Source organism: Enterococcus sp. DIV1368f (genome assembly GCF_051712245.1).
Classification (GTDB): domain Bacteria; phylum Bacillota; class Bacilli; order Lactobacillales; family Enterococcaceae; genus Enterococcus; species Enterococcus faecalis.
In genome coordinates this window covers 2431794-2445834 of the sequence record NZ_JBIOON010000001.1, presented here as the reverse complement: position 1 = coordinate 2445834, position 14041 = coordinate 2431794, and the positions used below count along the sequence as shown (strand labels likewise).

Genomic DNA, 14041 nt, shown 5'->3' with positions numbered 1-14041 from the left:
ACAGGTGAACAGAATGTCAAAAATCGTATTAACAAGAGTCGATAGCCGTTTAATCCATGGACAAGTAGTGACTAAATGGTTACAACAATCAGGTGCAAATGAAATTTTGGTAGTGAGTGATGAACTAGAGCAAGATGAATTTTTACAAAGTATTTATTTAATGGCGGCGCCTCCAGGGGTTTCTGTAGTAATTAAAGGGATTGAAAGTGCCAAAGAATATTGGGAATCGCAAGAAAAGGAAGAGAAAAAGGTGTTATTTTTAGTGCCAGATTTAACGACCTTAAAAGCGATGGTGGACCAAGAAATTATTAAAGAGGAGATTCAAGTTGGTGGCTTAGGTGGCGGACCAAATCGGAAAAATGTTTTAAAAAATATCAATTTATCTGAAGAAGATGTTGCAATTTTGACTGAACTTTTAACGAAGGGCATCCATGTTTTCTTCCAAGCGATTCCCGAAGAAAATCCCCTACCAATTCAAAAATTAATTGAAAAATATCAATCACTATAATCAGAGAAAAAGGAGAGAATCATATGGGCGTTTTAGGTGTTTCAATTATTATGGGACTTTATTATTGGTTTGCACGTTTGCGTTTTGGGTACACATTTTCAGGCATGCTGTCTCAGCCATTAGGTGCAGCGTTGGTGGCTGGTTTAGCAACAGGAAAACTTAGTGAAGCAATGGTTGTGGGGGCGGGGATTCAACTTGTTTATCTCGGAGTCACCTCCACACCGGGCGGCAATGTGCCTAGTGATCCGGCTTTAGCTTCAGCAATTGCGATTCCAATTGCTTTAGGTGTGGGAATGAATGCCGAGGCGGCTGTTGCACTAGCTGTTCCTTTTGGTGTGTTAGGCGTCTTTATGGATCAATTACGGCGCACCATCAATGCGACGTGGGTGCATATGGCTGATAAATATGCGGAAGAGTTAAATTATGGGGGGATTTACCGAGCTGCGTTTGTTTATCCAGCTTTAGCGGGATTTTTAATTCGCTTTCCGTTAGTTTTTGCGGCGAACTTTTTTGGTCAATCTGTGGTGAATAAAGTCTTAGAAGTTATCCCAGCATGGTTGATGCACGGCTTTGAAGTAATGGGTGGTATTTTACCAGCGTTAGGATTCGCCTTAACAATTATGGTAATTGGCAAGAAAAATTTGATTCCTTATTTTTTAATTGGTTTTGTTGCAGTAGTATATTTTGGCGCAGAAGTTATGGCCGTCGCTATTTTAGGAATCTGTATTGCCTTTTTAGTTAGAAATAAGGCATTGAGTGAGGAGGCAGCATAATGGAACAAATGACACAAGCAAATGAACAACAATTGGAACAGAAAAAAATTACTAAAAAAGAATTATCCAAAGCCTTTTGGATTTATCAACTAGGCTGTGAATTATCAAATTCTTATGAACGTCTTCAAAGTTTAGTTTTTTGTGCATCGATGATTCCTGCAATTAAAAAACTTTACGCAGACGATGAAGAACAACAAAAAGAAGCTCTGAAACGTCATTTGAATTTTTTTAATACTGAAGGAACAGTAGGGGCTTCCATTCAAGGGATTGCAATTGCTATGGAGGAAGAAAAATCCAATGGCGCAGCGATCTCTGATACGGCGATCACATCGATTAAAACTGGGCTGATGGGTCCGCTGGCTGGGATTGGCGATTCGATTATTTGGGCAGCATTAATGCCGTTAATCATTTCCATTTTTATTCCAATGGCTAAAGGAGGTAACGTGATTGGAAGTATCGGTCCGTTGGTTCTGTACACAGCCATTACGTTATACATCAGTTGGACGTTAGTAAATAAGTCCTATACATTAGGGCGTAATTCAATCTTAAGTTTGTTAAAAGACGGCAAAATTAAGCAAGTCATTTATTCAGCAAATGTTTTAGGAATGATGATGATGGGCGCTTTAAGTGCGAGTTATGTTAAAATTGCTAGCCCGATGACGTTTAAAGTTACTGGCGGTGCCACGATTGTTTTACAAGATATCCTAGATCAAATTATGAAAGGGTTACTTCCTTTAGCAGCAGTTATGGCTATTTATTTCTTCATGGTAAAAAAAGGCCCACGTTACGGTATCATTATCGGCACGATTGTCTTAGTTAGTTTGGTCACTTCATTCTTTGGTTTGTTATAAAGGAGAAAATAATGAATAGTTACGAAAAATTCCACTTGAAAGAAGTCATCAATGCTTCTGGCAAAATGACCATTCTAGGTGTCTCCAAAGTTTCGGAGGCAGTCCTAGCGGCTCAACGATTCGGCGGCGAACATTTCTTTGAAATGAGTGAACTTAGTGTGCAAACAGGGGCCTTTTTAGCCAACTTGTTGAAGGCAGAAGATGCCCAAATCGTTTCCTCGGCTTCGGCGGGGATTGCCCAATCGGTGGCTGCCTTGATTGGAAAAGGCAGCTTGTACCACGCGTATCATCCCTATACAGAAAAAATTGAACAGCGGGAGATTGTTTTACCTAAAGGGCACAACGTGGACTACGGCACGCCTGTAGAAGTCATGGTAGCGCAAGGCGGCGGCCAAGTAGTGGAAGCTGGCTACGCCAACATGTGCAGTCCAGAACACGTGGAAATGATGATTTCCGAAAAAACAGCGGCCATTCTATACATCAAAAGCCATCATACCGTGCAAAAAAGTATGCTGACGGTGGCCGAAGCGGCCAAAGTGGCGCAACGCCACAAGGTGCCGCTAATTGTTGACGCGGCAGCAGAAGAAGATCTTTTCAAATACACCGAAGCAGGCGCTGATTTGGTGATTTACAGCGGCGCCAAAGCCATTGAAGGGCCAAGTGCCGGTTTAGTGGTCGGGAAAAAAGAATACGTTGACTGGGTGCGCCTACAAGGCAAAGGCATTGGTCGAGCAATGAAAATTGGCAAAGACAATATCTTAGGATTTACGCAAGCAGTGGAAGAATACTTGGCACATGGCAGTGAATCAGGGGCTTCGATGCAAGAGCGCTTAAAACCGTTTGTTGAAGCCATCAACAACTTGTCAGATTTAACCGCCAAAATCGTCCAAGATGGCGCTGGCCGAGACATTTATCGCGCCAGTGTTAAAGTGGACGGCAGAAAAACTGCCAAGGAAGTCATCCAAGCATTAAAAGCAAAAAGTCCAGCCATTTATACGCGAGAATATCAAGCCAACAATGGCATCATTGAATTTGACATTCGTTCTGTCAATCAAGAAGAAATGAACAAAATCGTGCAACGATTACAAGAAATTATGGACACAAAGGAGAAATAAGCCATGTCATTAAAACCTAATTATTTAGAAGAACGCATTTGTTTAAACGTCTTAGCCAATTCAGTAGAAAATGCCCAAGCCTGTTATGAAGCAGCAGAAGGGCATGTTGTGTTAGGCGTCCTTTCAAAAAACTATGAAACCGATGAAGCAGCCATTGACGATATGAAAAAATACCAAGCAGCAACCAACAACGCTTTATCTGTCGGCTTAGGGGCTGGCGATCCAAATCAAAGTCAAATGGTGGCTCGCTTATCAGAAGTTTTACAACCGCAACACGTGAACCAAGTCTTCACAGGTGTCGGCGCTTCGCGGGCCTTACTTCGTCAAGACGAAACAGTAATTAATGGCTTGGTTTCACCCACAGGCAAAGTTGGCTATGTTAACATTGCGACAGGTCCGTTAAGCTCGGGTGCGCCAGCGGCAGAAGTACCTATCGAAACTGCCATCAAATTGTTGAAAGACATGGGGGGCAGTTCCATTAAATATTTCCCGATGAAAGGCTTGGCTCACAAAGAAGAATACCAAGCAGTAGCAGCAGCTTGTGCCAAGTATGACTTTTATTTAGAACCAACAGGGGGCATTGATTTAGAAAACTTTGAAGAAATTGTTCAAATTGCGGTGGATGCCGGCGTTAAAAAAATCATTCCTCATGTTTACAGCTCAATTATCGATCAAGAAACAGGGGACACTAGAACAGAAGACGTGAAAACGTTACTAACCATGATGAAAAACACATTGAATAAGTAAAGGGCCAATCTTTATTTGACTTTCTTCGCCAGATTTGCTACTCTCAAGTGGAGAATAAATAAAAACCAACAAATGAATGTGGGGTATTTTGGTGAGTGTCGTAGGTATCTAATTGATAAGTTGAATAACCAGTGAACCAAGCAAGGTTTATTTGGTGTGCTTAGAAAGTGATACCTGTCAGTCATCTCAATTACTAAACACCTCCTTTAAAAGAGGTTTCTTTAGTAACCTTTATCCAATGATAAAGAGGACAGCGGTAGAACGCTGTCCTCTTTTTTCTATAGAAACTGGTTTTTATTTAAAGGCGCCAGGTATTCTTTTCGTGATAGAAAGGAAGAAAAAACAAATGAATCATGAAACCATTCAAAAATTACAATTTACAACAATTCTTAAAGAAGTTCAAACACGTGCGATTGGCGAGTATAGTAAAGAACGGTTGGCGAAAATGGTCCCTGCAACACGTTTAGAAACAGTGCAGTCCCGCTTAACGGAAACAACCGAGGCCCGCTTAATTATTGATAGCGGACAACACGTCCCTTTCATGGGCTTGAGTCAAATTACCCGCTTGCTTCAACAAGTGAAAAAAGGCTTAATCCTTACACCAAACGAATTGATTGAGGTCGCTGACTTTTTAAGAAGTAGTCAGCGAATCCAGAAGTTTTTTGAAAAAAATCAATACCAAACGCCGCGTTTATTTAGTTACAGTCAGCACTTAGCTGATTTCAGAGCAATCGAAGAACAAATTTATACGAAAATCCATAACCAAAAAGTTGCCACCGATGCTTCTCGACAACTTCGGAAAATCCGTCGTCAAATCAATGAATGCCAACAAGAAATTGAAACAAAAGTCACCAAATTTTTACGCAATAAAAATAATCAACTATATATTCAAGAAAATATGATGGTGAAAAAAGGGGAACATTACACGGTACCAATCAAAGCTAGCTATAAAAATAAGGTTTCAGGCACAATCATTGAGCAATCCAATAAAGGCCAAACGGTCTTTATTGAACCTGTAGCAATTAGTAAATTAAATGAACAACTGACACTCTTAAAAGCGGAAGAAACAGCGGAAGAATATCAAATTTTGGCAGAACTAACAGGGTTAATTAATGAGCAAGAACGACTAGTCGATCAAGCCGTCGATACAATGACCACCTTAGATATTATTTTTGCACGAGGAAAGTATAGTCGCGAAATAGGTGGGATCACGCCAAAAGTCAACAAAGAAGAACGCTTGCGCATTGTTCAAGGAAAACACCCTCTTTTATTAGAACACGCAGTACCACTGACGTTTTCTTTAGGAGCAGAGTATCGAGGACTTGTCATTACAGGTGCCAATGCTGGTGGTAAAACGGTTGTCTTGAAAACAGTTGGCTTATTGACTGTCATGACACAATTTGGGTTGCAAATTCCAGCACAAGCGGGCACAGAGATTCCAGTATTAGATGAAATTTTTGTCGATATTGGTGATCAGCAAAATCTGGAAAATGCGTTAAGCACTTTTTCTGGGCACATGAAAAATATTGCGGAAATGTTGCGTAACGTTAAGCGACATACGCTTGTTTTATTAGATGAAATTGGCAGTGGCACCGAGCCGAACGAAGGAGCTGGCTTAGCGATTGCTATCATGGAAACGATGTATCAAAAGGGTGCCTTGGTAGTTGCAACGACCCACTATGGTGAAATTAAACGTTTTGCCCAAGAGCATGACGATTTTGTGCCCGCCGCAATGGCCTTCGATCGTGAAACATTAACGCCCAAATATCAATTGAAAATTGGTGAAGTTGGCGATAGTCAGGCGCTTTGGATTGCACGTAAAATGAAGATGGAGCCACAGCTCATTGAAAAGGCGGCCCATTATATTCAGCGGAAAGAATACCCTACTAATCGAAGTCTATTTAAACCCCTGAAAGCAAAAGAAACGACCTTTACCACGTTTGTAGAAGAAACAGACCGTTATCAAAAAGGTGATCGTGTCCTATTGACAGAAACACAACAAATTGGGTTGGTTTTTACAGATGAGGGTGAACAAGAAATCCAAGTATTTGTGAATGATAAAATTGAAAATGTACCACGAAGACGGTTGAAATTACAAGCGAAAGCACAAGATCTATATCCGCAAGACTATGATTTAGAAAGTTTATTTACAGATTTCCATGAACGAAAGAAACTCAAAGATATTGAACGCGGCTCAAAAAAAGCGCAGAAACAATTACGCAAAGAAGCCGAAAAAAGAGCAGCAAGACGCGAAAAATAAGGAACTTAACAGAAGCAATACAACAACTTAACACTTTGTTTACTTGTTATTTATCAGAAATCAACTAAGACTTGTTATAGTCAATGTATGGGTAGAGATATGAAGGAGGAAACAAGGAAATGAAGAAAAGAGCTTTGCTAGGGGTTACCTTATTAACATTCACAACATTAGCGGGTTGTACAAATTTATCTGAACAGAAAAGCGGCGAAAAACAAACAGAGGTTGCTGAAGCGAAGGCAGCTGAATCCGAAAAAGCACCAGTAAAAAATGTTATTTTTATGATTGGAGATGGCATGGGGAATCCGTATACAACGGGCTATCGCTATTTTAAAGCCAATCACTCAGACAAGCGTGTTCCCCAAACAGCTTTTGATACCTATTTAGTCGGACAGCAAGCCACTTATCCAGAAGATGAAGAAGAGAATGTCACTGATTCAGCGTCCGCAGCGACAGCGATGGCTGCTGGAGTGAAAACCTACAATAATGCTATTGCACTCGATAATGACAAGTCCAAAACAGAAACAGTGCTAGAACGTGCGAAAAAAGTGGGGAAATCAACGGGGCTTGTAGCAACATCTGAAATAACACATGCAACCCCTGCTGCATATGGCGCCCATAATGTTTCACGCAAAAATATGGCAGAAATCGCCGATGACTATTTTGATGATCAAATCGACGGACAACACAAAGTCGATGTGTTACTTGGCGGTGGCTCCGAATTATTTGCGCGGAAAGATCGTGATTTAGTCAAAGAATTTTCCCAAGCGGGTTATGGTCATGTCACAGACAAAAAGTCGTTAAATGAGAACCAAGACGACAAAATTTTAGGCTTGTTTGCACCAGGTGGACTACCTAAAATGATTGACCGAACGGAAGAAGTTCCTTCATTAGCTGATATGACAGAAGAGGCTCTTCAACGTTTAGATAAAAATGAAAAAGGCTTCTTTTTAATGGTTGAAGGTAGCCAAATTGATTGGGCCGGGCATAGCAATGATATTGTTGGCGCGATGAGCGAAATGCAAGATTTCGAAGCGGCGTTTGAAAAGGCTATCGATTTTGCCAAAAAAGATGGTGAAACATTGGTGGTTACAACTGCAGATCATTCTACTGGTGGCTTGTCTTTAGGTAAAGGAGATCAATACAATTGGTTGACGGAGCCTTTACATGCGGCAAAACGCACGCCTGATTTCATGGCAGAAGAAATTATTAAAAATGGTAATGTGGAAAAAACAGTGACTGAGTATATTGATTTTCAATTAAGTGAGGCTGAATTGAAAGCAGTGAAAACAGCGGCGGAGTCAAAAGATGTTGAAAAAATTGCTCAGGCATTAAGAAAGATTTTTGATCAACGTTCGAATACTGGTTGGACTACAGGCGGACACACAGGAGAAGATGTAAATGTCTATGCTTATGGACCACAAGCAGAAGCTTTTTCAGGACAAATTGATAATACAGACCAAGCGAAGATTATTTTTGGCTTAGTAGATGGCACCGGGCAAAAAGCTGAGATTAAAGATAAAGGTATTGGTAAATAACAAAATGAAGAAAAAGCAGAACGTATAGAAGTTCTGCTTTTTCTTCATTGAAGGCATAAAAATTTTATCTCTGTTATAATGAAGGTAACCAGATAAAAGTGAGGTCAAATAATGAAAAAAATGCATGTTGAAAGTGAATTTGCACCGTTACGTTCAGTTGTTTTAGCACAATCGCAATTTTGTTTACCAGATAAATTTGATGAAGCGGATACGACTTTTTTAACAGAGGAAAATGCCCGTTTAACACAGAATAATGAAGGGCGCGATTTAGCAGACTTTGCACCAGAACAACAAGTGCGTTGGGAAAAAGAAAAAGAAGTCATGCAAGGAGTATTAGAATCTTATGGCGTAGAAGTATTTCGTCCACGTTTATTGACACCCTATGAAAAAGAACATGGCAAGGAATTGGGCGTAGGATATAGTAACTTCTTTTCACGAGACCCCTTTTTTACAATTGGCAACCTCTTAATAGAAGGAAACTTAAGATTTCAACACCGTCGACAAGAAATTTTACCAATTCGTCCGATTATTCAGCAGTGGACACAAGAAGCAGAAGGCTATTATTTTGCTGCGCCACAACCTGACATTTCTGAAGGCGTTTTGAGTGAAGCAGGTCCCTTTATTGAAGGCGGTGATGTTTTAGTTCTAGGAACAACAATTTTTGTGGGCTACTCTGGTTTGGCGAGTAACCTAGCAGGGATTCAATGGTTAGCCAATATGATTGGTCATTTTGGTTATGAAGTGGTGCCGGTTCGGTTACATCCGCATATTCTCCACTTAGATTGTGCGTTAAGCTTGTTGAGAGAAGGCTTGATGATTGTTTGTGAAGAGGCCTTTTTGGATGGAATCCCTGCACAATTAGACAACTGGGAAAAAATTCACGTTACTTTGCAAGAAGCAGCGTATTTAGTGACAAATGGTCTACCGCTTAACGAAGAAACATATATAACAGACCAATCGTTTACAACCTTAATTCCTCAAATAGAGGCAAAAGGTATCAAAGTTGAGGCAATTGATTACCATGTCTCTAGAATGTTAGGTGGTTCCTTCCGTTGTACAACACAAGCGTTGATTAGGGAATAGTCAGGAAGTAGTTGTCAATCTTTGTAAGAAAAAATGCCTCTTTTGTTTATGAAAACGATGTAATTCTAGTTTTCACTATTTTTTTTAAAAAAATTGAGGAAATTTTGATTTAATAAATGCGAGAAAACGTCAAAATGTCAGTATTTGTTACTGACATTTTGACGTTTTCTCGCTGTTTTTTTATAAAATCACTACTTTATAAGTGGGAGAAAACAGCATCTCTTTTGAAAATTACGTTTTCAAAGACGTTAAAAGTCGTTGAAACCTTGCTATTATAATAAATTCAATTTTTTTGCATGAGGTGTTTAAAATTTGAAATCACAAGCAGGCTTTTTTTCGCTATACTTAGTTTACGTTCTACCGAGATAGAAAAGTTTTTCACTTTTTTATCCATTAATTAACCAAGATACTAAAGGAGAGAGTAAAATGAAGAAAAAAACATTGGTAACTTTATTTGCAGGAACAGCTATTTTAGGCGCAAGTATTGCTCCTGCAGCAGCGCATGCAACAACGACTGGTACAACGCCAGCAAACGTAGAAATGACAAGTGGTTCATTACCTGATGGGCCTGGTGACGGAGAAGATGGAAGTACACAAGAACCAGATCCTACAAATCCAAATACTAACTTTGATTTATTATATGTCCCAACTGAATTTAAATTTGCTGCGACAGAAGTTAACTCTGACTTATCAGCGATTTCATTAGATGCAACAGGCACACAAACAAAACGCTATGGAGTTGGGGATGTTCGTGGAACACAAGCCGGCTGGACAGTTACTGCAGGCATTACTGAAATGAAAAATGGAGCCGCTGCTTTAGAAGGCTCAATTACTTTTGCACAAACAGGAGCAGTAGCTAAATACAATGAAACAGCAAAAACATACTCACGTGATGTGGCTGCCTTTGCAGCAGACCCAGGAAGTCCTGAATTTGCTGGAACAACTATTCCAGTAGGTGGAGCAGCTGTACCAATTGCTACAGCAGCAGTTGGTAAAGGACAAGGTACATGGGATTCTGAATTATCAAATGTAAAATTAAACATTACAACACCTAGTTCACAAATTACAACTGGTGCGTATACAGGTAACGTAACTTGGACATTAGTGGCTGCACCGTAAATAGTTACTAACGAGAATACTGCATTACTAGAAAAGGAGCTGCGCAGTGGTGCACGGCTCCTTTTCGATACATAGGAGGAACAAATAATGAAGACAATGCGCTGGCTAATCGTCACAGTTTTTATTTGTGTGATGGCATTAAGCATCCCTTCTGTTGCACAGACAGAAGAAGCGGATGACAACATGAATACAAAATTTACAGTTAAACCCAATATTCCCGAGAATCAAGCGAAAAATACGCAATCCTACTACGATCTCATTGTAAAACCAGGACAGAAACAAGAAATCGAATTATCGTTAATTAATAAAACAGATGAAGAATTAACAATTGATTTAAATTTGGCGAATGCTGTGACGAATGATAATGGTTTAATTGTGTACAATGATTTCGAGAAAAAACCGGATTCAAGTTTGAAAGTACCTTTGACAACATTAATTAAATTGCCTGAAGAACATGTAAAAGTTCCTGCTAAGAAAACCGTAACAGCCAAAATGACTGTCGAAATTCCAGCAAATGGCTTTCAGGGATTAGTCTTAGGTGGTGTTTATGCTTCGCTTGCAGAAGATGAAAAGGAAGAAAAAGGAAATTCAACGGGGTTAACCAGTCGATATGGGTTTAACGTAGCGATTGCTTTGCGAACGTCAGAAGATACGCCAATGTATCTAGCAGAGACTCTTCAATTAGTTAAATTAGTTCCGACCATTGCTTTAGGAAATAAGTCGGTCCAAGCGATTATTCAGAATCCGACATCCGCTATTTTTCCCGAAGTACGTTTAGAAGGGAAAGTAACGAAAAAAGGTGAAACGAAAGAATATGCTAAACGGATTTTACCAAGTGTTCGTTTTGCACCGAATTCAACGATGAACTTTCACTTAGATTTTGGGAAAGAAGATGTTCGTCCAGGAACCTATATTTTTGAAGGAAAAGCGGTCTTGAAAGAAGATGAACAACAAGTTTGGCCGTTTAAGCAAGAATTTACCATCAGTAGTCAAGAAGCCAAAAAATTAAACAAAGAAGCGGTGGTGAAATTGGTCCTACCGACTTGGTGGAATCAAGCTTTTTATGGGTTGTTAGTTGCAACGTTTGTGAGCCTAATTCTCGCTGTTTGGCGTTTTACGCAACAGAAAGCGACACTGAAACAACAAGCCTATTTACAACAAGAAAAACAGGCAGCCTTGAAAAATAGACAAGGAGTGCGCGATGATGACAGCGAGAAGTAAAGGGTCACTTCTGGTGATATTAGGAATGCTTTTAATCATCGCCAACGCGAGTCTGACCGCTTCTTCTGAGAGCTTTGCAGAAGAAGCGGGACAAACGAATATCGGTGTGACGTTTTATGGTGGGAAGGCACCGCTAGAAACAGAAGATATCACTAAGTCAACAGAACAGCCAATTACTAACAAAGATAAAAAAACGGCACAACGCCAAGAAGAGATGCCTAAGAAAAATACTGCCAAAACAAATCCCACTAATGCCCAGATGTCCTTACCAAGGACAGGTGAACGAAATAGCAGGTGGCTTTACAGTCTTGGTATTGTCTGTCTGCTCATAGTAATAATAAGTTTCTATTATTTGAATAAAAAAAGGAAAAAAGAAAAATAGATTGCCGTTTCTATAAATAAAATCAATTTGAAAAGGAGGCGTATTGATGGGGATTACGATGTGGATTTGGATTTGTGCCGGCTTGGCCGTCCTTTGTTTTGCTTTATTTTTACTATTCTTAGTAAGTAGCATGAATTTTGTTCATCAAGCAAAGCCCAAGCAGTCTTTAGTAAAACAATCAATGTTTAGTTGGCTGCTTCTGGTGATGTGTGGCGGCTGGGTAGCGGTGGCTATTTTACTGAATATCGCATTACAAACACAATTAACATAAAGAAAACCCGTTGTAAGTTTTTAAGAAACTTGCAACGGGTTTTTGTTAACTTTAAAATAAAGAACGGTACAATTTATCAAAAAAGTACAGTAGACATTTGTACCCAACTTAGATAGAAAATAAAGCGCTACCATTATATGATGATTACAGGAGGAGGACACAGGCTGTGAATTATAAAATAAGTTATCTCCTTGACGAGTATGCAGGGCAAAAAATTGCGCTCTCTTTGGCTCAACAAATAACCGATCTTTCGCAACGAGAATTAGTGACGCAACTTTCGGCAATAGGCGGAGAAGTTCAACAGAATACTGTCAGCATTCCAAGTCTTTCCGCAAATGAATGGGGGAAGCAACTTTTTCAACAACGTCAAGCGATCTATAGCGAAGCAGAAAGACAAGCACTCATTTTTTTACTCACTTATTCAGAGATCGAAGAACTATCAGTTTATCATTACCAAAATTTTTTAGATGTTTCGAAAGGCACTATTTTAGCGGACATCAAAAAAGTCCGACACCAACTAGCAACTGAAAACATTGCTTTATCCTACGAACGAAAACGAGGGTTTTACCTAGAAGGAGATGAATTTCGGATTCGTCGTTTCGGGAAAAATTGGCTTGCCCGCCTCTTACAACAAAAGTCGGGCACCTTTGCTTTATTTTGCTGGCTCAGTCAGCATCAAATGAGCCAATACGCAAAAATGCGTGACGGCATTCAATTAGCCGTCCAGGAAGCACAGCTTCAACTGGTACCCAGCAGATTGGATGAAATTAGTTACTTTCTTGCTTTTTCTCAAAAAAGATTAGGCAAATATAAAACAGTCGTCTGGCCTGAGAACCAGTTAATTCAGTCCTTACGCGCTTATCCCGTCAGTCGTCGTATTTTAAGTGATTTAGTTGGGCCAGTGGCGAATATAGAAACTGAGAGTCTTTTTTTCACGATTTGTTTAATGACAGCCTTGCAAGGAGAATTGCGAGATACGAAGTTAGAGTTTTTATTAGATATTTCTGGTGAAATTATTCGGAAAATGGAATTATTGGCCGTCGTTCAATTTGAGCAGCCTCGTGAATTGCTCATGAATGTGTATTATCATCTGGTTCCTGCCTATTTTCGAATTAACTATGGCTTTTACTTGCCGAATGTTTTAATCAAGGATATTCGACAATCGTATCGGTCGCTTTATCATCTTTGTGAACAAGCGTTAGCTCCTTTAGAAAAATTAACGAAACGGTCAATCCCGTCAGAGGAAATCGGTTTTTTTACCATATTATTTGGTGGAGAAATTTTCGGGCAAAAAAATGAACAGCGGCAAGAAAAGCTAAAAGCGCTAATTGTTTGTCCCAGTGGCATCAGTTCTTCGTTGATTTTGCAATCGGAATTGCGTCGGCTATTTCCAATGATTGAATTTAAAGAAACAAATGCGGTGAGGGAAATAGAGAATGTATCTGAAAAAAGCTATGACATCATTTTCTCAACGGTCCCTATTGAAACAGCCAAAAAGGTTTATCTTACCAAGCCCATTATGAGCTCTTTGGAGAAAAATCAATTGATGCACCAAGTCCAATCAGATTGGCTATTGCCAGGTATTTCCATGCCAGATGTTAAAGATATTTTAGATGCGTTAAAACCTTATATTTCCTTAAAAAAAGGAGTCACAGAAGCGCAGTTATATCGTGTCTTGCATCGTAAAATGAACAAAATTTTAGAAAAAGAGGAGGATCTGCGTCCAATGTTATCGGAATTATTAACAACAGAAACAGTCCAAGTCCTGCCTGAAGTTGCAGACTGGCGAGCGGGAATTACAGAAGCTGCCAAGCCGTTATTAAAAAATGGCAGTATTACGGAAAAATACATTGATGCGATGATTCAAAAAGTCGAATCGTTTGGGCCATTTATCCATATTTGTCCAGACGTAGCATTGCCTCATGCGCGACCAGAAGATGGCGTTAATCAGTTAGGTATGTCATTACTAAAAATCCAAAAAAGTGTCGATTTATTAGAAGATCCTAAGCATGAAATTCACCTTTTTATTTGTTTAGCTGCTTCAGATAACGAAACACATTTACGGGCCTTATCTAGTCTGACAAAAATTCTATCAAAAAAAGAATCATTACATCGCTTAGTGGCGGCTGAAACCGTTCCAGAAATACTATCAATTATCCAAGAAGGAGAGAAATAA

At 39.6% G+C, this 14041-nt stretch carries 13 protein-coding genes; all 13 read left to right on the top strand.

The genetic code is table 11. From position 1 onward, the window contains the following. Positions 1-13 precede the first annotated feature (13 nt). The 13 genes from IGL07_RS11965 (at position 14) to IGL07_RS11905 (ending at position 14041) form a co-directional block, all read left to right on the top strand. Positions 14-508, top strand: a complete 495-nt coding sequence (locus IGL07_RS11965) for a PTS system mannose/fructose/N-acetylgalactosamine-transporter subunit IIB (protein ID WP_002355078.1) — start codon at positions 14-16, stop codon at positions 506-508. 23 nt (positions 509-531) lie between these two features. Further along, positions 532-1281 (top strand): PTS mannose/fructose/sorbose/N-acetylgalactosamine transporter subunit IIC, encoded by a 750-nt coding sequence (locus tag IGL07_RS11960; RefSeq protein ID WP_002355079.1) that lies wholly within the window; start codon positions 532-534, stop codon positions 1279-1281. Further along, on the top strand, positions 1281-2132 hold the full coding sequence (locus IGL07_RS11955) for a PTS system mannose/fructose/sorbose family transporter subunit IID (RefSeq protein ID WP_002355080.1): 852 nt from the start codon (positions 1281-1283) through the stop codon (positions 2130-2132). The genes IGL07_RS11960 and IGL07_RS11955 overlap by 1 nt, the downstream gene beginning before the upstream one ends. An 11-nt stretch (positions 2133-2143) precedes the next feature. Next, the gene (locus IGL07_RS11950) at positions 2144-3247 is read left to right on the top strand and encodes a DgaE family pyridoxal phosphate-dependent ammonia lyase (RefSeq protein WP_010817651.1); all 1104 of its coding nucleotides are present in this window, start codon (positions 2144-2146) and stop codon (positions 3245-3247) included. A 3-nt stretch (positions 3248-3250) separates the two neighbouring features. Next, entirely contained in the window at positions 3251-3994 is a 744-nt protein-coding gene (gene dagF / locus IGL07_RS11945; RefSeq protein ID WP_002361094.1) for a 2-dehydro-3-deoxy-phosphogluconate aldolase, read from the top strand. Between the two features lie 346 nt (positions 3995-4340). Beyond that, positions 4341-6254: an endonuclease MutS2 gene (locus IGL07_RS11940; protein WP_010817650.1), complete on the top strand. Its 1914-nt coding sequence runs from the start codon at positions 4341-4343 to the stop codon at positions 6252-6254. Positions 6255-6373: 119 nt separating this feature from the next. Then, complete coding sequence (locus tag IGL07_RS11935; protein WP_195526214.1) at positions 6374-7789, top strand: alkaline phosphatase; 1416 nt, start codon at positions 6374-6376, stop codon at positions 7787-7789. 111 nt (positions 7790-7900) lie between these two features. Then, positions 7901-8872, top strand: a complete 972-nt coding sequence (locus tag IGL07_RS11930; RefSeq protein WP_010817648.1) for a dimethylarginine dimethylaminohydrolase family protein — start codon at positions 7901-7903, stop codon at positions 8870-8872. A gap of 426 nt (positions 8873-9298) precedes the next feature. Next, positions 9299-9991: a WxL domain-containing protein gene (locus IGL07_RS11925; protein WP_002375694.1), complete on the top strand. Its 693-nt coding sequence runs from the start codon at positions 9299-9301 to the stop codon at positions 9989-9991. Positions 9992-10078: 87 nt separating this feature from the next. Beyond that, positions 10079-11212 (top strand): DUF916 and DUF3324 domain-containing protein, encoded by a 1134-nt coding sequence (locus tag IGL07_RS11920; protein WP_010817647.1) that lies wholly within the window; start codon positions 10079-10081, stop codon positions 11210-11212. After that, positions 11193-11594 (top strand): LPXTG cell wall anchor domain-containing protein, encoded by a 402-nt coding sequence (locus IGL07_RS11915; RefSeq protein WP_025189585.1) that lies wholly within the window; start codon positions 11193-11195, stop codon positions 11592-11594. The genes IGL07_RS11920 and IGL07_RS11915 overlap by 20 nt, the downstream gene beginning before the upstream one ends. A gap of 46 nt (positions 11595-11640) precedes the next feature. Further along, on the top strand, positions 11641-11865 hold the full coding sequence (locus IGL07_RS11910; RefSeq protein ID WP_002375698.1) for a hypothetical protein: 225 nt from the start codon (positions 11641-11643) through the stop codon (positions 11863-11865). Positions 11866-12031: 166 nt separating this feature from the next. Further along, complete coding sequence (locus tag IGL07_RS11905) at positions 12032-14041, top strand: BglG family transcription antiterminator (protein WP_010817645.1); 2010 nt, start codon at positions 12032-12034, stop codon at positions 14039-14041.